Source organism: Amycolatopsis sp. NPDC006125, assembly GCF_040614195.1.
In the GTDB taxonomy this organism is placed as follows: Bacteria; Actinomycetota; Actinomycetes; order Mycobacteriales; family Pseudonocardiaceae; genus Amycolatopsis_E; species Amycolatopsis_E tucumanensis.
In genome coordinates this window covers 18722-37789 of record NZ_JBEXTZ010000005.1, presented here as the reverse complement: position 1 = coordinate 37789, position 19068 = coordinate 18722, and the positions used below count along the sequence as shown (strand labels likewise).

Here is a 19068-nt window from a genome sequence, read left to right as displayed (position 1 = left end):
TCGCGTCAGCTCGCCGCGGCCACCTCCCGGATCTCGGCGGCGGTCAGCTCGCGGCCGTACAGGCGGAAGTCCGCGACCGCGCCGTCCAGGTAGGGGTGTTTGACGTTCTGCGAGCGGCCCAGGTAGTTCAGCTGCGTCGCGCCGAGCAGCAGCGGCCTCATGCGGGGCGCCGGGTTCTCCCCGGTCAGCTCGCCGTCGAAGTACAGCCGGATCCGCTCGCCCAGCGTCACCGCGACGTGCGTCCACACCCCGGCGGTCAAGGGCACCGCGGCGTCTGCGAAGTCCTCGCTTTCCATGCCGGCCAGCTTCATCGCGAAGCGGGCCCGACCGAGGCCGGTGCGCGGCGTGAGGAAGGCGTAGGACTGGGCGTTGAATCCGAGGTCGAAAACGCGCGTGGAGTTCACGATGGTGTCGGCCCGCACCCACATCGCGATCGTCGCCGCGGTGAGGTTCCCCAGCAGCCCGGACGGCAGCCGCACGTGCGCACCGGCGCCGTCGAGCTCCACGCCGCGATCGCCGAACACCGCGCCGCCGGCGAGCTCCGCGTCCGGCCACCGGCCGGTGCTCTCCCGCGCGTCGCGCAGCGGGAACACGGCGACCGCCCGCGGCGCGGGACGCGACGGCGGCAGCGCGAAGTAGACGCTGTAGTGCTCGTGGTGCACGTCCAGGAACGGGCTCAGCCGCAACCGCCGGTCCCCGGCCTGCACGCTGAACTCCGCGCGCCCCGGCTCGCGCCGCAGCGACCGCGGGTCGACCGTGGGGATCACTGCGGGCACGGAGTCGCCGTGGCGGGCGGCGAGCACCAGCGGGCCGTAGGTGAGGGCGTGCACGGCCGGGTTGTCCGGCGCCGGCCGCCACCGAACGGTCATCGGCAGCCGCAGCTCCACCACGTCACCGTCGCGCCACCGCCGCCGCACCACGGCGAACCGGCCGGGCTCGGCGCGCATCGCCTCGCCGTTGACTGACAGCTTCGCGTGCGTCGCCCAAGACGGGATCCGCACCCGCAGCGCGAAAGCACCGGCGCCGGCTACGTGCAGCCGCACGGTTTCGTCGTAGGGGTACTCGGTCTCCAGCCGGATCCGGACACCGCGGTAGTCCACTTCGGACGGTATGAACTGGTTGACCCACAGTCCGTCGTCGGCGGCGTAGTAGATGTTCTCGGCGTACTTCACGTGCGTCTCCAGGCCGGTGCCGTGGTCGCAGGTGAAGTTGCGGTAGTCACTGGAGTACGTGCCGGGGTCCGACACCACGCCTTCCTTGCCCTTGCGCTGCGCGCCGGGGACGAGGCCGGTGTAGTAGGTGACGAACCCGTGCGCGGAGTCCGGGTCCTGCTCCCCCAGCATCTGGTTGAGCAGGGTCCACTCCGAGTAATCCAGGTAGTCGGTGCGCGACGGATCCCGCAGGAACAGCAGACGGCTCAGCTTGAGCATGTTGTAGCTGTTGCAGTTCTCGCAGGTGTTCTCGCCGAGCTGGCTGACGATCTGGTCCGGCGGGCCGAAGAACTCGGCGTTGGCGTTGCCGCCGATGACGTAGGTGTGGTGGTGCACGACCTGGTCCCAGAAGTAGGTCGCGATCGTGCGGTAGTACTCCTCCCCGGTGGCGTCCCATTCGACCGCGGCGCCGACGATCTTGGCGATGTCGGTGTTGGCGTGCCGCCCGGCGAGCGTGTCCCGCCGCTGGGACAACGGCACAAAGATCTCGTCGTGGTCGAACAGCTTCGCCGTCTCCAGGTGCTGCCGGTCGCCGGTGACCAGGGCGAGGCTCGCCAGGGTCTCGTTCATGCCGCCGAACTCGGTGTGCAGCACCTTCTGCTGCGCCTCGCGCGTCAGGTTCACCATGCGGGCGCGGGCCCACCGCGCCATGCCGAGCAGGACGTCGAGCGCCTGCCGGTTGCCGAGCAGGCGGTACTGGTCGAGCAGCCCGGCCATGATCTTGTGGATCGTGTAGTAGGGCGCCCACACGACCTTGCCCGCTTCGAGATCCACGAACGCCCGCTCGGGAAAGGCCGAGAGGTAGCCCTCGGTGAACCCGGCTGCGGGTGCGGCAGCCTGGCATTCGGCCAGCGCGGCGACGATGCTCGCGCCCTTGGCGGCCAGCTCGGTGTCGCCGGTGTTGGCGGCCGCCAGCGCGAGACCGGACAGCAGGTGGCCGGTGGTGTGGCCGCGCAGCTGGATGTCCGGCGCCTCCCAGCCGCCACACGGTTCGGCCGTGCTGGGCAGGCCCGCGGTGACCCGGAACATGTGCAGCAGCCGGTCGGCGTCGACGAACCGCAGGTACGCGACGGTCCGCTCCATGTTCTGCCGGTAGCGCGAGTCGAGCAGGCGGACGCGGCCGAGTTCGAGCGGGCGCGGCCGGGCGGTGTCCGCGACCGCGGTGGCCGGTGGCAGCGCCGCGACCAGCCCCGCCGCCGCAACCAGCCCGAAGACACCGCGCCGGGTGAAGGCCGTCATCGGATGTCCTCCCCGGGATACGGCACCAGCCGGGCGGTGTGCGCGGCCGCGGCGGCGGAGGGCAGCCCCGCAACCAGCCCGAACACACCACGCCGGGTGAACACCGTCATCGGATCTCCTCCCCGCGATACGGCACCAGCCAGGCGATGTCCGCGACCACCATGGCGGGTGACAGCGCGACAACCAGCCCGAACACGCCACGCCGGGTGAACACCGTCATCGGATCTCCTCCCCGCGATACGGCACGGGCCGGGCGGTGTGCGCGGCCGCGGCGGCGGAGGGCAGCCCCGCAACCAGCCCGAACACACCACGCCGGCTGCACACGGTCATCGGATTTCCTCCTGGCGGTACGGCACGAGCCGGGCGGGCCCGACCAGTCCGTAGGCCTGGCGGGTGGCGATGCCGAACACCGCGGGGTTGCTCACGCGCAGCCGGTTGAGCAGCGTCGTGGCGACCTCGACCTCGATGCTGTTGCGGCCGGGGCGCAACCACGGCCCGACCTCCACCACCGGGTCGAGCACGTCGGCCGGCGGCAGGGCGCGGCCGTTGACCTTGACGCGGTAGGTGTCGAACACCTCGCCGAGTTCGAGGTAGGCGCCGAGGCCGGGACGCCACGAGCCGAGGTCGACCGTCGTGCGGTAGCGGCCGACACCGGAGACGTCCTGCAGTTCCGGGATCGCCGTCCACGCGGCCAGGGCGGTCAGGCTGAGCCGGTGCGTCGTCTTGACCGTCTCGGTGGGCGTCGCGCCGGGCTGCCAGTCCTCGACCTCGAGGTCCCACGCGGTGAGCGGCACCGGCGCGGGCACCGCGTCCACGGTGGTGCGGACGACACGACCGGTGGACAACGTGGTCGAGTAGGCGCCGGCCGCGGTGGCGCGCAGGACCAGCTTGCCGCCGTCGAACCGGACCTCGCCGTCGGAGGCGGTGGCGTGCGGGGCGCCGGCCGGGCCGAAGCCGATCAGCATCGACTGCCCCGGGTTGAGGGCGACCCGCACCCGCACCTTGTCTCCGGCGCGCTCGAACCGGCCGATGCGCTCGACGCGCCCCGTCCACGCGTCGAGCAGGTACGGCACCGCCGAGCGGTCGCGGGAGGTGAGCCAGACGTCCTGGTCCACGGCCGTGATCCGGCGGTTCTCGGCGTGCCGGGCATTGGCGACGTAGTAGTAGTCCACGCCGTCCTCGACCCGGTGCACGGTCATGATCGTCGACCGGTCGTACTCGACGTCGCGGGTCACGCCGAGGTCGGCGAGCGCGCCCGGGATGCCGTTGGCGTCCGTGGCCACCCGCACCCGCGGCAGGGCGGCGAGCTGGGCCAGCAGGGTCCGGAGCTGGTCGTTCTCGCCGGGCAGGGCGATGCCGGCCGCGTGCACGTCGGTCCAGCTGCCGACCACCACGATCGGCAGGCCGGCGCGGGCGAGGTCGAGCAACCGCCGCGCGGCGTGCACGGACAGGGTGTGTTCCTTGTTGCGGAAGATGTCGCCGTCGAGGACCAGCGCCTTGTACGCGGGACCGTCGGGGGCGAGGCGGCCGTCGCGCACGACCGCGCTGGGCAGGTCGAGCATCGCCTCGCTGAGGAAGCCGTGGGTCCAGCCGACGGGGATGCCGTCGTTGGTCGCCCACGGCGCGCCGATGCCGGTGGAGGTCCAGCCCTTCTGCCGGAAGAACGCGATGTCGGTCTTCTGCACACCGGCGCGCAGCACCAGTTGCGTGCGGGCGAACCAGCCCGCGATGTCGGGCACGTGGCCCCACGTCGGCTGGCGGGGGCCCCACGCCTCGGCGTAGCCGATGCCGTTGCCGTTGTACGGCGAGAACGCCGCGAAGCCCGGCCACGCCGCGCCGGGCGCGGACGCGTAGGAGAACCCGTGCAGGACGGCCTGGTTGACGCCACCGGCGAAGACGCTGCCCATGGTCTGCAGCACCTTGTCCCAGGTGGTGCTGTAGGCGCCGTTGGCGTAGGCGGCGGACTCGCAGGACAGCAGCTGCCGCCCGCCCATGTCGCGGCCGGAGGCGAGCACGCGGTAGTCGTCGAGGTTCTTGAAGCCCAGCGACTCGCTCTCCGGCACGTCGAGCAGCGCGGCGCTGCGGATCGCGTCGGTGGGCAGGCCGTAGGGCTGCACGCGCAGGGTCATGCCGAGGCTGTGCGCGAAGTCGCGCAGCGGGAGCAGGTGGTTGTCGTGGTAGAGGTCGGAGAGGACCTGGTTGTGGTCGTCGCGGACGTGGTTGGTCGTCTCGGCGTCGAAGGTGAACGGGTACTTCTCGTTGCGCTGCACGATGACCGGCAGGTACGGCAGCAGGTCGTAGCCGGCGCGGCGGCGGAACTCGGCGAGGTGATCGGGTGTCCAGGGGGTCGCCTCGGTCTCGATCTCCAGCGAGTCCTCGAACAGGTCGCCGCCGGTCTCGCGGAGCAGGCGGCGGATGGCCGGGGTGAGGATGACCGAGTTCCACACGTCGATCACGGCCTGCACGCCGGCGCGGCTGAAGTGGTCGACGACGTAGGACGCCGGCTCGGTGTGCGGGCCGGCTTCCGGTTGCTGCGCGGAGCCCCGCAACCAGTAGGCGATGACGGCCCAGGTGCCCTCGGGCGCGGTCCAGGTCTCGCCGTCGCCGAGGGTGCGGACGGTCGCGGGGTCGAGGGTGACGGTGGCGGCCGTGGTGGATCCGATGACCTTGGCGACCTGGACGGCGAGGAGGTCCTGCTTGTGCACGCCCTCCTCGGGCGGCTCGACGGCGGCGGGTGGCGGTCCGGAGTAGACGGTGCCGCCCTGCACGTAGGTCACACCGTGGGCGAGTTCCTTGCAGGCGGCCGGGTCGTCGGGGGTGATGGTGGGGACGGCGGTCGGCCAGCACGGGCCGAGCGCCAGATCGACGCGCAGGTGGCGGTCCTTGGCGCGGCGCAGGGCGGTCTCCACGGCGGCGAGCCAGGCCGGGGTGCCCCAGCCGTGGCCGGCGGGGTCGAGGTCCGCGCGGACGCTGTGGTGCACGTCCTGGATCTCGACGCCGCCGAAACCGGCGTCGGCGATCTGGTCGACCTCGCGGGCGATCTCGCCTAGGTCGACCAGGCCGTGCGGCCACCACCAGCGGAACTTGGCGGCGGTGTCGGTGCCGGGGGCGGCGAAGCGCTGCGCGAACGGTCTGCCGGGCGCGGCCAGCGCGGGCGGGATGGAAGGAAGCGCCGCGGCGAGCCCGAAGGCGGCGCTGGCGCCGAGGAAGGTGCGGCGGGTGAGTCTGGTCATGGGGAACTCCGGGGGTTGAGGATCGAAGGAGGCGCCGGTGCTGCCCCCGACGCCGAGGGCAGCACCGGTTCAGTGGATCGAGCCGGTCAGCGGCCCTGGTCCAGGCGCGCGGTCACCACGGCCTGCGGCCGCAGCACCATGGGGCCGACCAGGCCAGGCGACAGGATCGTGTTCTCGCCAGGCTTCAACGGTGTGGCGTCCACTGGGTAAAGGTGCAGCGGTTGAGTACGGTCATTGGGGAGACTCCGGGGATGGGGAAATCGAGCCGGTGCTGCCCCCGGACAACGCCGAGGGCAGCACCGGGGCCTCAGCGGCCCTGGTCCAGGCGCGCGGTCACCACGGCCTGCGGCCGCAGCACCACGGGGCCGACCAGGCCCGACGGCAGGATCTTGTTGCGCGAATTGGCCAGCGTGTTGGTCACCCGCACCGCGATCGTGTTCTCGCCGGGCTTCAACCACGCTGTCGCGTCCACTGTGTACGGTCGCCACAGCGCTGTGGGCAGCGCGGAGCCGTTCACGGTCACCGTGGCCAGGTCGTGCACCTCGCCCAAGTCCAGGACCAGGCGGCGGTTCGCCAGGTCCTGCGCGGTCAGCGAAACCGTCGTCGAGTAGACGGCGCTGCCGGAGAACGTCGGGTCGAAGGCCGTCCACGAACCTAGTGGCCGCTCCGCCTCCACGGCGCCAGGCTTCTCCAGCCGCACCCGCCACGAGCCCGCCAGCGGGATCGGGGTCAGCGCGTCCGTCACGGTCGCCACCCCGCCGTAGCTCCGGCCGTTCGCCGCGCCCGACAGGCGGTACTCGCCGGGCTTGTCGGCGATCACCGTGGCCTGCAACGACCGTCCGTCCACCGTGACCACCTCCGCAGGCAGCGTGCCGTCGGTCAGGTGCGCGGTTTCCCGGACGCCGTGGCGGAAGACCACCGCGAGCGTCTCGTACGGCTGCAGCCGCACCGGCACCGCCACGCCGTCCCGCTCCGCCCGGTACGCCGTCGCCGTGCGGGTCGATCCGGTGCGCGGGTCCCAGATCTCCGGGACGCCCCCGCTGGGGAACGTCGCCGTCGTCGTCACGACCTGGTCGCTCTCGTTGTTCAGCAGGTACGCGACGTCCTTGCCACGCGCGGTCCGCGAGACCCGCACGCTCGGCGCCGCCGGCTCCAAGCGAGCCGCCGCGTACGCCCGGGCCAGACCCGGCAACGCTTCGGCATCATCGACGACCGCGACCGAACCGGCGCCGCGACGCTGCCACTCCGCACCCGCGTCACCGAACAGGCGGCGCAGCTCGCCCGCCAGCTCGGCGTCCCGGCCGCGCGCCTCCCGCGACGGCAGCGGGCCGACCGCGGCCACGTGCCCGCCGACCTGCACGAACCGCGCCAGCGTGCGCACCGTCTCCACGTCCAGCACCGGCGTCTCCGGCAGTACCACCAGCTGGTAGGACGCCTCGCCGACGTGCAGCTGGCCGGCGCGTGCCACGGCCTGGAACCGCGCCACCGGATCGCCGGACAACGACGAGTCACTCACCAGGTCGAAGTCGACCTGACCCCGCTCCAGCGCGTACGCGGCATCCGCGAACTGCCCGTCCAGCGAGTGCTCGGCGTCGGCCACCCGGGTCTGCTCGGCCGCTCGCTGCGGCTGCACGAGCACGGTCCGCGCCAGGTTCTCGCCGCGGCCCAGCTCCATCACGCGGCCGATCCACTCGTCGACCGCGGGCATGTCCGCCCAGAACGTGCTGCGCGGACCGAACGGCGGCGGGAAGTTCACCGAGTTCTCGTCCGTCCACATGGCGTGCAGGAACGTCAGGTTCACGCCGCGCGCCGCGAGCGCGCCCGTCGTGGCGTGCATGAACTCCGGCGCCACCTGCCAGCCCGAGTTGCCGAACGTCTCCATCGCCACGCGCGGCGCGCCGCTCTGGTGTGCGGCCGAGGCTGCGTTGCGGCCCAGCATCGTCTGCTCGCCGAGCGTGTAGTCGCCGGTGATCATGTCGCTGCCCGGCACCTGCGCCCACTGGTTGTCCTTGCTCAGGTCACCGGTGGAGTGCATGCGCTGCTGCGGGCCCTCCTCGTCCAGCAGCGGGTTCGTCAGCAACTGCAGCCCGTGCCGCGCCATCCAGTCGGCCTCGCGCTGGTAGTAGTTCGTGGCGAACAGGTTGTTCACCGCGCGCCAGTAGTAGCCGGCGGCCGGGTCGGTGGTGGGGTCCAGGCCGTCCGCGGCGCCCATGTAGGCGACACCGGGCGTGCCGCCCGCGGCGACGATCGCCTGAGCCAGGCCCGGCGAGGCGGGCAGCCGCTTGAACGGGTGCGGCTGCGCGGAGGCGATGAACGGCTCGTCGTCCCAGAACCCGGGCACCACGGTGCCCATCGCCCACGGGAACCGCCGCACGTACTCGCCGGGCACGGTGTCCATGAACGCGTCCGTGGCCGCCGGGTCGAGCAGGTCCAGGTAGCCGCGCACGTAACCGCTGGAGTCATCGCGCAGCAGCGCCTGCGAGTACACGTCGACCTGCCACTGGCCGGCCGGGACCTGCCAGGTGCCCTTCGCCGGGTCCAGCTCGACCGCGGTCCGGTGGTCGGCCGTGCCCGCCGGGCGCGCCGCCGCGGCGGTGATCCCGGCGAGGTTGACCCGCGTCGCCGGGAAGTCCGCGAGCACCCGGGCGTCGTCGAAGTTCGACGACCACAACAATGTGCCGCCGGGCGCGGTCACCGACAGGTTGTCCCACTGCGACCGCTGGGTGCCCTCGGCCGACACCGCGACCGAGCCGGTGGCGTAGGTGGCATCGGTGGCCGCGGGCTGCACGGTGTTGTTGATCTTCGGCGTGATCGTGTTCCCGGAGACCGTCACCGTGACCGTCTGCGCGCGGGTGGCGGAGAACCCGGGCGTCGGGATGCCGGTGGTGAGCCGGGTGCGCCGGTCCCCGTCGACCCGCCACACGCTCGTGTTGCCCTTGACGTCCACGTCGACCAGGTAGCCGTTCGTGCCGTCGCTGCGCACCATCAGCTGGGTGCCGCCGGTGGTGAGCGTGACCTTGCCGGTGACCGTGTAGTCGGTCCAGCCGGCGCCGGTCGTGATCGCCGCGCCGCCCGGCTTGGTCGCCGGGTCGACGACGAGCTTCCCGGTGTCCACGGCCAGCCCGGTGGTCTCGGCGAGGGTCACCGTCGCCGGTCCGGTCACCACCCGGCTGGACCGCAGCAGCCCCTTGAGCCGCAGCTCCGGGTGCTCTTCGGCGACCTTCAGGCCGGCCCGGCCGCTCGGGAAGTTGTTGTCGTTGAACAGCCACATCTTCATGCCCGTGCGCTGCGCTTCACGCAGGACGTGCTCGATGAGCGTGAACCACTCCTCGGTGAGGAAGGCCGGCTGCATCGACGCGCCGCCGTACGGGAAGACCACGGCCTCGTAGATGCCCTTGTCCCGCATCTCGGCCATCTGCCGGTCGGTGATCTCCGGCGTGATCGTGTTGTTCCAGTACCAGTAGACGCTCGGGCGGCTGTCCTTCGGCGGGTTCGCGAAGGCGGCCGGGTCGAAACGGGACAGGTCGGTGGTCGCGGCGGGCGGGCGATCGGGGGTTTGGGCCACGGCGGGCGCGGCGGCCAGTCCGGCCGCCGTCACAGCCGCGAGCAGGACGGAGACGAGTCTTCTCATGGTGTCGTCCTCTCAGGACACTCGCGAGCGGAAGGTCCAGGAGCCGGAGCCGGCCTCGAACACGGCTTCGCCGCCGTCCACGCGGACGAAGCGGGCGCCGTCGGCGACCGGCGGGACGTGACCGGCGAACGGCACGTGCACCTCGGCAGTGGCGCCCACCGGGACGGTGACCTCCAGCCGGTACTCGCCGCCGGTGCGCGTCCAGGAGGTGCGGACCTCGCCGTAGGTGCTCTCGTACTTGCCCGACGCCGAGGTCAGGTCGCCGACCACCGCCGGGTCGATCAGCAGGCGCCGGAAGCCGGTGGAATCGGCCGTCTGCTCGATGCCGGTCAGCCGCGTCTGCAGCCAGCCGTCCATCGCGCCGAGCATGAAGTGGTTCTGCGACTGGCCGCTGCCGCCGTCCCAGGTCTCGCCGAGCGCGGTCAGCCCGGCCTTGACCTGGAAACCGAGGCTGGGGCTGGTGGTCTGGGTCGCGATCAGGTAGACGACGTCGTCGCGCCCGGCCGCGGACAGCACGCGCAGCACGGACGGGAACGAGATCTCACCCATGATCAGGTGCCAGCCGGTGGCCTGGATGCTGTCCACGAGGTGCTGCACCTGCGCGGCCCGCAGGTCCGCGGGCACCGCGCCCATGTCCAGTGCCAGTGCGGTCGCGCCCTGCCCGCCGCCGCCGAACAGGCCGGTGGCCGGGTTGTAGTACTTCACCCACACCTTCCGGGCGAGGTCGTCGGCGCGGGCGCGGTAGGCGGCCGCGTCGGCGTCACGGCCGAGCGCCTTGGCGACCTGCGCGAGCCCGTCGGCGATGGCCCACACCCCGAACGTGCCGGTGATCGCACGCGGCATCACGGGCTTCTCCGTGGTGATCCAGTCGCCGAGGCTGTAGTCGTAGACCCCGCCGTCGATCCAGCGCGCGGCCTGTCCCTCCAGATAGGACAGGTACCGCTGCATCGCCGGGTAGTAGGTGCGCAGCAGCTCGTCGTCGCCGTAGGTGCGGTAGGCCTTGAGCGGCAGCAGGACCAGGGCGCCGCCCCAGTTCGGGTCGTCGCGGTAACTGCCTGCCAGCGTCACGTAGTCCGGGACGGTGCTCGGCACCATGCCGGAGGCCTCCTGGCCGTCGGCGATGTCCTGCACGATCTTGCCGAGGTAGGCCTCGACGTCGTAGTTGCGGGCGATCGTGTCGAACGCCAGGTGGTCCTGCTCCAGCCAGCCCAGCTTCTCCCGGCTCGGGCAGTCGGTGAGCACGCTCTGCATGTTGTTCTCCAGCGCGTGGCGGGTGAGGCGGTGGATGCCGTTGACGATCTCGTCGGACGTGGTGAACTCGCCCGCGGAGTCGTTGTCGGCCATGATGCGCAGGCCGGTGACCGACAACCGCGCGTCGTCGGGGACGCCGACGACCTCCAGGTAGCGGAAGCCGTGGTAGGAGAACTCGGGGTGCCAGGTCTGGGTGCCGCCCTTGCCGGTGAAGCTGTCCCAGATGGGCGCGCCGACGTTGGACTTCGACTGGTCGACCCGCCCGTTGCGCAGCGCCTCGGCCGGGAAGACGCGGACCGTGGTGCCCGCCGGGGCGGTCAGCGTGATCTGCGGGATGCCGGCGATGTTGCGGCCGAGGTCGAACACCCGCACGCCGGGCGCGGGCCGGGACACCTCCGCGCCGGGCAGCTGCTCGACGACGCGGACCGGCTCGCCGCTGCGCGCGGTGAGCTTGGTGGTCGGCGCGGGCGGGGCGACGGCGGTGGCAGGCGTCCACGCGGCGCGGTTCGCGTCCGGCGCGTCCCAGCCCGGGATCTCGCGGCGGGCGTCGTAGTCCTCGCCGCCGTACCAGTTGGACGCCGTCGTCGGGCCGAGCGTGGTGCGCCACGATGGGTCCGTGACGATGCGCTGGACACTGCCGTCGGCCATGGTCAGCTCGAGCTGCGCGATCACCTGCGGGTCGCTGGCGGTGCGGGCGAACTTGCGGTAGCGGCCGGAGGTGTGCAGCGCGTCCGCGGTGCCGTTGCCGACCGCGATGCCGATCGTGTTCGCGCCGCCGCGGAGCTGGCCGGTCACGTCGTAGGCGGCGTAGGTGACGCGGTCGGCGTAGTCGGTGTTGCCGGGTTCGAGGACGGCGTCGCCGACGCGGGCGCCGTTGAGGCTCGGCACGTACACGCCGAGGCCGCTGACGTACAGGCGGGCCTGCTGCACGCGGCCCTGGACCGTGAAGTCCTTCGCGAACAGCGGCAGGGCCTCGGGCAGCCAGTTCTCCGGCGTGGGCTGGTCCTTGACGGTGGCGGCGACGGTGAACGGGCCGGTCGCGGCCGTCGCGGTCTGGATGGTGTAGTCGACGGGGAAGTTGGGGGTCCTGCCGTCGGCGGTGAGGGTGTCGGTGCGCGGGTAGAGCACTACCTGGTCGAAGGTGCGGTCGGCGCCGAGATCGATCGTCACCCACACCGGCGCGTCCGGGTTGTCGTGCGCCGCGCTCTGGTAGCCGGCGTTGCTCGCCTCCTCCGGGTTGGAGGTGGTGAGGCCGTCGGCGATCAGGCCGGGCTCCCACTCCTTGCGGATGGTCTCGGTCTCCGAGGCGGTGACGAACTTTTCGCGCCCGGCGGCGAAGTTGACCGACGGGTTCGCGGAGTCGCGCACCTGCACCTCGGCGAGCTGCAGCCGGTAGGTCAGGTCCGGGAAGCGGCGCGGGGTGCCGGTGGTGACGAGGCGGTTGTTGCTGTCGATGGGCTGCTCGGCGAGCGGGAGGCCGAGCTTGGTGACGTCGAGGCGGACGTAGCGCGCGGTCCGCGCGGGGAGGGTGACGACCACGGGCTGCGCCGGCTTGCGGCTGAGCTGCCAGTCGTGGTTGGTGATCCAGCCCGCCGTCCAGTCCTCCTGGTCGGTGAGGCCGGTTTCGAACCAGGTCGGCTCGCTCCACGCCGAGGGCGCGGGGCCGGACCAGGTGCGCACGCGCCAGTAGACGCGCTGGCGGCTGGTGAGGGCCTTGCCGGCGTAGGTCGCTTCGACGTCGGCGCTGGGCACGCGCCCGGTGTCCCACAGGTCGGCGCGGCCGCGGTCGAGGGCTTCGCGCGAGGTGGCGGCCTGGATCTGGTAGGCGGACTGTTCGCGGTGACGGGCTTGAGCGGTGTTCTGCCAGGACAGGACGGGAGTGGTGTCGTCGGTCCCAAGTGGACGGTCCTGGTGCGCGGTGCGCAGATCGGTGACGGAGACGAGCCCGCCCTGCGCGACGCCCGGCGGGGCGACCCCGGACACCAGCGCCGCGGCGACGGTGACCGGGATCAGGATTCTGCGGAGACGAGAACCAGAGCGCATCGGTGCTGCTCCTCCTCGGCCGGTGGGGAGACGGCCGCTGATTCGACGGTGAATCGTTTCAAACCTGAGGGAACGTTACGGGGACTTCACGTCCGGAACAAGATCGGTGTCCGAATCCGGTCACCACGTCCCTCACGCGGGGGCCGTAGGAAACCCGTAGCCGCGCCCGGTACCGCCTGCTTGCGCACTTCTGTTCGTGCCAGGTTCACGACACACAGCTGCGCCACGATGGTTTTTCACCACTGGGAGGTTCATCATGCAACGAAGCTTGAGAAGGCTGGCCACGGTGTCGGCGCTGGCGGTCGCGGTGACGTTCACCGGCTGGACGGCCACCACCGCCTTGGCGGGCGCCAGTCCCGCCCCCACGGACATCGGGACGGTGACGACCCAGGACGTGTGGGTCCCGTGGAAGGTCTACGCCACCTACGAAAAGTGCCGGCAGCAGGGCCGGGACATGATCGGCGTCGGCGCGGTCGTCGACTACCGGTGCAGCTACGACAGCCCCGGCTGGCTCCTCGAACTCCGGATGGTCAGCTAGCGGCGTGCCTCCGGCGGGGATCTACAGCAGTCCCCGCCGGGCGGCCCACACCACGGCCTGGATGGGCGCGGCGAAGCCGAGGCGGTCGCAGATCGCCCGCAGCCGGCGTCGCACGGTGCGCTCCGACAGGTCCAGGCGGCGGGCGATGGCGTCCAGCGGGAGGCCGTCCGCGAGCAGTTCCAGCAGCTCCAGGTCCGCCCGCGGCAACGTGTCCGGGCGCTGCGCGGTCGTCACGGCGACACCAGCAGCACGTGCAGCGTCCGCGGCCCGTGCACGCCCTCGACCCGGTTCAGCTCGATGTCGCTCGTCGCGCTGGGGCCGCTGATCCACGTCTGCGGCCGGTCCGGGGACAGCGCCGCCACGGCCTGCGGCACGCCGGGCACGATCTGGTCCGTCCGCAGCACGCACACGTGCCGGTCCGGCACCAGGCTCACCGCCCGGCGCCCCTGCCCCGGCCCGTGGTCCAGCACGATCGTGCCCGTCGTCGCGATCGCCAGCGCCGCCAGCGTCACCACCGCGTCCAGCCGGTCCAGCTCCGCCGCGGACTGCCCGGTGTCCGGGACACCACCGGGCACCTGCCACGGGAAACCGTCCGGCACCAGCACGGACTCCGCGGAACCCAGCGCCTCAGCGAGCGCCGCGGGCAGCGTGTCCTCCGTGCACCGCGTCAGCTCGGCCCGGTAGTCGACCAGCCGCTCGGCGAACAGCTCCACCACGTCACCGGCCGGAACCACCGAACGGTAGCCGCGCGGCACCGGCGCCTCCGACGGGTCCGCCGCGGCCAGCGCGGACCGCACCCGGCCGAGGATCTCCTCCCGCGCGCTCATCGCCGTCCCTCCCGCCGCCACCACGACCGGAACGACTCCACCGGCGGCGCCGGCACGTCCCGCGCGTTGCTCCACAACGAACCCGGCCACGGCAACCGGCCCAGGGCACGCCGTCCGCCGGGCATCACCTTGCGCCCGAACCGCCCTAGCAACCGCCCGGCGACACCCATTCCGCGCTCGGCCAGGCCAAGGCGCTTCGAGTCCGCCAGCACCCAGGACGCCGACTTCATCGCCACCGCCTCGGCCTTCGGCGAAGACCGGTGCGCGTCGACCACTTTGGACCGCAGGTGCACCAGCACCTCGGGGATGTCGATCCGCACCGGGCACGCCTCGAAACACGCGCCGCACAGGCTGGACGCGTACGGCAGCGAGTCCACCTGGTCGTCCACGCCCGTGCCGCGCAGCAGCGGGTTCAGGATCGCCCCGATCGGCCCCGGGTACACCGAGCCGTACGCGTGCCCGCCGGTGCGCTCGTACACCGGGCACACGTTCAGGCAGGCCGAGCACCGGATGCAGCGCAGCGCCTGCCGCCCGACCTCGTCGGCCAGCGCGCGGGTGCGGCCGTTGTCCAGCAGCACCACGTGCGCCTCCTGGCCCTCGGTCGCGCCCGACCACGTCGAGGTGTAGGGGTTCATTCGCTCCCCCGTGCTGGAGCGCGGCAGCAGCTGCAGGAACACGTCCAGATCGGACCAGGTGGGCACGATCTTCTCGATCCCGACCACCGACACCAGCACCTCGGGCAGCGTCAGGCACATCCGCCCGTTGCCCTCGGACTCGACGACGACGAGCGTCCCGGTCTCGGCGACCGCGAAGTTCGCCCCGGACACGGCCATCCGCGCCCGCAGGAACTTCTCCCGCAGGTGCAGCCGCGCCGCGCCGGCCAGCTCCGCAGGCCGGTCCGACAGGTCGTCGGGCGCCGGGCGCCCCGCGGCGGCCATCTTGTCGCGGAAGATCTCCCGGATCTCCGCGCGGTTGCGGTGGATCGCGGGCACCAGGATGTGCGAGGGCAGGTCGTCGCCGAGCTGCACGATCAGCTCGGCCAGGTCGGTCTCCCACGCCGTGATGCCCTGTGCGGCCAGTGCTTCGTTGAGCCCGATCTCCTGCGTCGCCATGGACTTGACCTTGACGACCTCGTCGACGGCGTGCTGCTTCGCGATCCCCGCGACGATCTCGCACGCCTCGGCGGCGTCCCGCGCCCAGTGCACGGTCGCGCCCCGGTCGGTCAGCGACTTCTCCAACCGCAGCAAGTGCTCGTCGAGGTGGCGCAGCGTGTTGTCCTTGATCGCCGCGCCGGCCAGGCGCAGCTCCTCCCACTCGTCCACCTCGCCGACGACGGCCGCGCGCTTGGCGCGGATCGTGCCGGTGGCGTGCGCGAGGTTGCGGCGCAGCTGCGTGTCCGACAACGCCTCCCGGGCCGCCGCCGGAAAAGCGGGCATCCCAACGAAAGTGGCGCTCATGCGTCCTCCGTCCCGGCGAGCACTTCGGCCAGATGCATCACGCGCACTCCGGTGCGCTGCCGCGACAGCAGCCCGCCGATGTGCAGCAGGCACGAGTTGTCCCCGGCCACCAGCACCTCGGCGCCGGTGTCCAGCACGTGCCGCGCCTTGTCCGCGCCCATCGCGGTCGAGGTCTCCGCGTTCTTCACCGCGAACGTGCCGCCGAAACCGCAGCACTCGTCCGCGGCGGGCAGCTCCACCAGGTCCAGCCCGCGCACCTCGCGCAGCAGCCGCAGTGGCCGGTCGCCGACGCCCAGCATCCGCAGCGAGTGGCAGGTCGGGTGGTAGGTGACGCGGTGCGGGAAGTACGCCCCCACGTCGGTCACGCCGAGCACGTCGACCAGGAACTCGGTCAGCTCGTACACCTTCGGCGAGGTCTCCGCGACCGCCTCCTGCAGCCGGCTGTCCCCGCTGCGCCGCGCGACGATCGAGTGCTGGTGCCGCACCGATCCCGCGCACGACCCGGACGGGGTCACGATCGCGTCGTACCCGGCGAACGCGTCGACGAAGTTGCGCACCACCGGCACGGCCTCGTCGAGGTAGCCGGTGTTGACCATCGGCTGGGCGCAGCACGTCTGCGCGACCGGGAAATCCGCCTCCACGCCGAGCCGCCGCAACAGCGTGAACACCGCCTTGCCGGTGTCCGGGAACATCGCGTCGTTGATGCAGGTGACCTGCACGGCGACCTTCATGCCACCACCTTCGGATCGATCCGCGCGGCCGCCAGCGCCCACTCGGCCTCGCGGCCGGACGGTTCGTAGCGGCGCAGCTCGTGCGTGTCCCGGATCAGCGCCCGCATCGCGGCCAGGTCCGGCAGGTCCGCGCCCAGCGCGCGGGCCTGCACGAGCACGTTGCCCAGCGCCGCGGCCTCGACCGGCCCGGCCAGCACGGGCACGCCGCAGGCGTCCGCGGTGAGCTGGCACAACAGCTCGTTGCGGACTCCGCCACCGACCACGTGGACGACGTCGACCGGCCGTCCGGTCAGCTCCGATGCCTGGCGCACGGTCCGACGATAGGCCAGCGCGAGGCTGTCCAGCACGCACCGGACGATCTCCCCCGGCGTCTCCGGGACCCGCTGCCCGGTCTCGGCGCAGGCCTGCCGGATCCGGGACGGCATGTCGCCCGGCGGCAGGAACACCGGCGCGTCGATGTCCACGACCGCGGACAACGCGGGCACCTCCGCAGCCTGCGCCAGCACCGACGGCAGCGCGACCGGCGTGCCCTGCGCCTCCCAGGTGCGCAGCGACTCGGACAGCACCCACAGGCCCATCACGTTGCGCAGGAACCGGATCCTGCCGTCGACACCGCCCTCGTTGGTGAAGTTGGCCGCCAGCGCGGCGTCACCCAGCTCCGGCTCGTCGAGCTCCAGGCCGACCAGCGACCACGTGCCCGAGGAGATGTAGGCGAAGTTCGCGCCCGGCTCGGCGGGCACCCCCACCACGGCGGACGCGGTGTCGTGCGAGCCGACCGCGACCACCGGCAGCTCCGGCAGCGCCAGCTCGGCGGCCAGGTCCGGCAGCAGCGTGCCGACCACCGTGCCCGGGTCGCGCAACGGCGGCAGCAACCGCGGCGGGATGCCGACGCGGGTGGCCAGGTCCACTGCCCACTCCCGCGACCGCACGTCGTAGAGCTGCGTGGTGGAGGCGTTGGTGCGCTCCGCGCCGCGCACCCCGGTCAGCCAGTAGTTCAGCAGGTCCGGGATCAGCAGCATCGTTTCGGCCGTGCTCAGGTCACGCTCGGCCAGCAGCTGGTAGAGCGTGTTGAACGGCAGCTGCTGCAGGCCGGTGACGTCGAACAGCTCCCGCGCCGGCACGGACTCCAGGACCCGCTCGGCCACGCCCTCGGTGCGTGCGTCGCGGTAGTTGACCGGGTTGCCCAGCAGCGCCCCGGAGGCGTCGAGCAACCCGTAGTCCACGGCCCAGGAGTCTATGCCGAGACCGTCCAGCGCACCGGCCTTGTGCGCGGCCTGCACCCCGGTCAGCAGCTCGCGGTAGAGGCCGAGGATGTCCCAGTGCAGGGTCGATCCACCCGCGTGGGCGACCCGGACGCCGCCGTTGGGGAAGCGGTGCACCTCCTGCACCGACAGCACGCCGGGCCCCACCGTGCCGGCCATGACGCGCCCGCTGGACGCGCCCAGGTCGACGGCCGCCAGTCGCATCACACCCGCACCACGCGCAGTTCGAGACCGAGCAGGTCGGCCACCGCCTCCAGCTCCGCGACGCGGTGCCCGGTGCCCAGCGCCCAGTGGTGGTTGACCCCGGCGGCCGACCACGCGTCGGTCCACTCGCCGGGGTTGCCGCCGAAGTCGACGCGGGAGGTGGTGTTGCCGATCTCCAGCAGCGGGCCGGGCACGACCTCGCCCTCGGACGCGACGAGCGTGAACCGCCCGTCGCGTTCCTGACCGAGGCCGAGCAGTGTCACCGGGCCGTGCTTGACGTCGAACTCGACGGACACGCCCCAGCCGCGCTTGCCGTGGTAGACACCCAGGCCGCGCAGCAGCGGCCGCCGCGCGCTGATCGCCAGGTGCGCCGGGCCGTCGTGGCCCATCTCGACCACGTTGTCCCGGAAGTTGAGCGCCTGCAGCTCGGTGAACGAGCCGCCCGCGCCGAGTCGGTCCATCACCAGCATGGCCAGCGAGTTGCGCAGCTCGAACTCCCCCGCCGCCGGGATGCCGCGCGCGGTGAGCAGCGACGCGCCGAGGATGAACCCGGCGCCGACCCGCTCGTGGGTCTCGCCGTCCAGGCCGCGGTGGTAGTAGGCCAGCGTGTCCAGGGAGAAGTCCTCGACCAGCCGGTCCAGCGCCACCGAGACGCGAGCGCCCCACGCGAAGTCCTCCTCGACGACCGAGTCGTCCAGGTCGAACACCTTCCGCGCGAGATCCATCCGCGCGGCGGTCTCGTCGTCGGTGACCTTCTCGACCCGCACCCGCAGGTCGTCGATCTCCAGGATCTCCACGTGCCCGCCGAGCTGTGCGGTCACCAGCGTCGGATCGGTCGAGACGTCCATCATGCCCGGGTAGAGGTGGCCGAGCAGGCCGTGCCGCCCGTGCCGGAACGCGGCGCGCACCCCGGCGGCCTTGATCCAGCGCTCGATGCGGGTCCAGGCCCGCTCGTCCTCCAGGTACCCGGACACCGACCGGAACTCGACGCCGACGCGGCGGAAGGCGTTGGCCATCTCCGGCAGCGGGCAGGCGCCGCAGTAGGCGAGCCAGGCGCCGGTGTTGAAGTTCGCGTGGTCCATCGCCTCGGTGGGCTGCAGGTTGAGCAGCAGCACCGGCGCTCCGCTGCGCTGCGCGACCGGCGCGAGCATGCTGGACGTGAGGTAGGTGGTGAGGAAGCCGATGATCAGGTCGCAGTCGGCGACCCGCAGCTTCTCCGCGGCGGCCGCGCCCTCCCGCTCGTCCGAGACGAACCCGGCGTCCACCACCTCGCAGTCCATTCCGGACAGTCGCTCGGCCACCCGCCGCGCGGAGGCCTGGAGTTGCGGCAGCAGCTCCGGGAACTGTGGCCAGTACGCCCCGAGCCCGCCTGCGACGAGGCCGACGCGGGTGCGCCTCGGGGTGATCCGCTCCAGGTCCATGGTGAAGGTCCCTTCCTGCT

At 72.4% G+C, this 19068-nt stretch carries 11 protein-coding genes; 1 reads left to right on the top strand and 10 read right to left on the bottom strand.

Going from position 1 to position 19068, the window contains the following annotated elements; translation table 11 throughout:
- Positions 1-5: 5 nt before the first annotated feature.
- The 4 genes from ABZ193_RS04235 to ABZ193_RS04220 all read right to left on the bottom strand — a co-directional run bounded on the left by ABZ193_RS04235 (position 6) and on the right by ABZ193_RS04220 (position 12608).
- Positions 6-2450: a beta-L-arabinofuranosidase domain-containing protein gene (locus tag ABZ193_RS04235; RefSeq protein ID WP_354708845.1), complete on the bottom strand. Its 2445-nt coding sequence runs from the start codon at positions 2448-2450 to the stop codon at positions 6-8.
- A 326-nt stretch (positions 2451-2776) separates the two neighbouring features.
- Positions 2777-5683 carry a glycosyl hydrolase gene (locus ABZ193_RS04230; protein WP_354708844.1) on the bottom strand — a complete coding sequence of 969 codons (2907 nt, stop codon included), beginning with the start codon at positions 5681-5683 and terminating at the stop codon, positions 2777-2779.
- Between the two features lie 307 nt (positions 5684-5990).
- Positions 5991-9314 (bottom strand): glycosyl hydrolase, encoded by a 3324-nt coding sequence (locus tag ABZ193_RS04225; RefSeq protein ID WP_354708843.1) that lies wholly within the window; start codon positions 9312-9314, stop codon positions 5991-5993.
- Between the two features lie 12 nt (positions 9315-9326).
- Positions 9327-12608 carry a family 78 glycoside hydrolase catalytic domain gene (locus ABZ193_RS04220; RefSeq protein WP_354708842.1) on the bottom strand — a complete coding sequence of 1094 codons (3282 nt, stop codon included), beginning with the start codon at positions 12606-12608 and terminating at the stop codon, positions 9327-9329.
- Positions 12609-12864: 256 nt separating this feature from the next.
- On the opposite strand from ABZ193_RS04220, the gene ABZ193_RS04215 reads away from it, so the two are divergent.
- The gene (locus ABZ193_RS04215) at positions 12865-13146 is read left to right on the top strand and encodes a hypothetical protein (RefSeq protein WP_354708841.1); all 282 of its coding nucleotides are present in this window, start codon (positions 12865-12867) and stop codon (positions 13144-13146) included.
- A gap of 21 nt (positions 13147-13167) precedes the next feature.
- Here ABZ193_RS04215 and ABZ193_RS04210 read toward each other — a convergent pair whose 3' ends face one another.
- Genes ABZ193_RS04210 through ABZ193_RS04185 form a run of 6 tightly spaced genes read right to left on the bottom strand, consistent with a single transcriptional unit; the run spans position 13168 to position 19048 of the window.
- A complete protein-coding gene (locus ABZ193_RS04210) occupies positions 13168-13380 on the bottom strand; it encodes a LuxR C-terminal-related transcriptional regulator (protein WP_237339094.1) in 213 nt (70 codons plus the stop codon).
- Entirely contained in the window at positions 13377-13973 is a 597-nt protein-coding gene (locus ABZ193_RS04205) for a lactate utilization protein C (protein ID WP_354708840.1), read from the bottom strand. The genes ABZ193_RS04210 and ABZ193_RS04205 overlap by 4 nt, the downstream gene beginning before the upstream one ends.
- The gene (locus tag ABZ193_RS04200) at positions 13970-15430 is read right to left on the bottom strand and encodes a lactate utilization protein B (RefSeq protein WP_354708839.1); all 1461 of its coding nucleotides are present in this window, start codon (positions 15428-15430) and stop codon (positions 13970-13972) included. The genes ABZ193_RS04205 and ABZ193_RS04200 overlap by 4 nt, the downstream gene beginning before the upstream one ends.
- Positions 15427-16161: a (Fe-S)-binding protein gene (locus tag ABZ193_RS04195; protein ID WP_354708837.1), complete on the bottom strand. Its 735-nt coding sequence runs from the start codon at positions 16159-16161 to the stop codon at positions 15427-15429. Before ABZ193_RS04195 ends, ABZ193_RS04200 begins: the two co-directional genes overlap by 4 nt.
- Positions 16158-17627, bottom strand: a complete 1470-nt coding sequence (locus ABZ193_RS04190; RefSeq protein WP_354708954.1) for an FGGY-family carbohydrate kinase — start codon at positions 17625-17627, stop codon at positions 16158-16160. The genes ABZ193_RS04195 and ABZ193_RS04190 overlap by 4 nt, the downstream gene beginning before the upstream one ends.
- Positions 17627-19048: an L-fucose/L-arabinose isomerase family protein gene (locus ABZ193_RS04185; RefSeq protein ID WP_354708836.1), complete on the bottom strand. Its 1422-nt coding sequence runs from the start codon at positions 19046-19048 to the stop codon at positions 17627-17629. The genes ABZ193_RS04190 and ABZ193_RS04185 overlap by 1 nt, the downstream gene beginning before the upstream one ends.
- Positions 19049-19068: the final 20 nt, after the last annotated feature.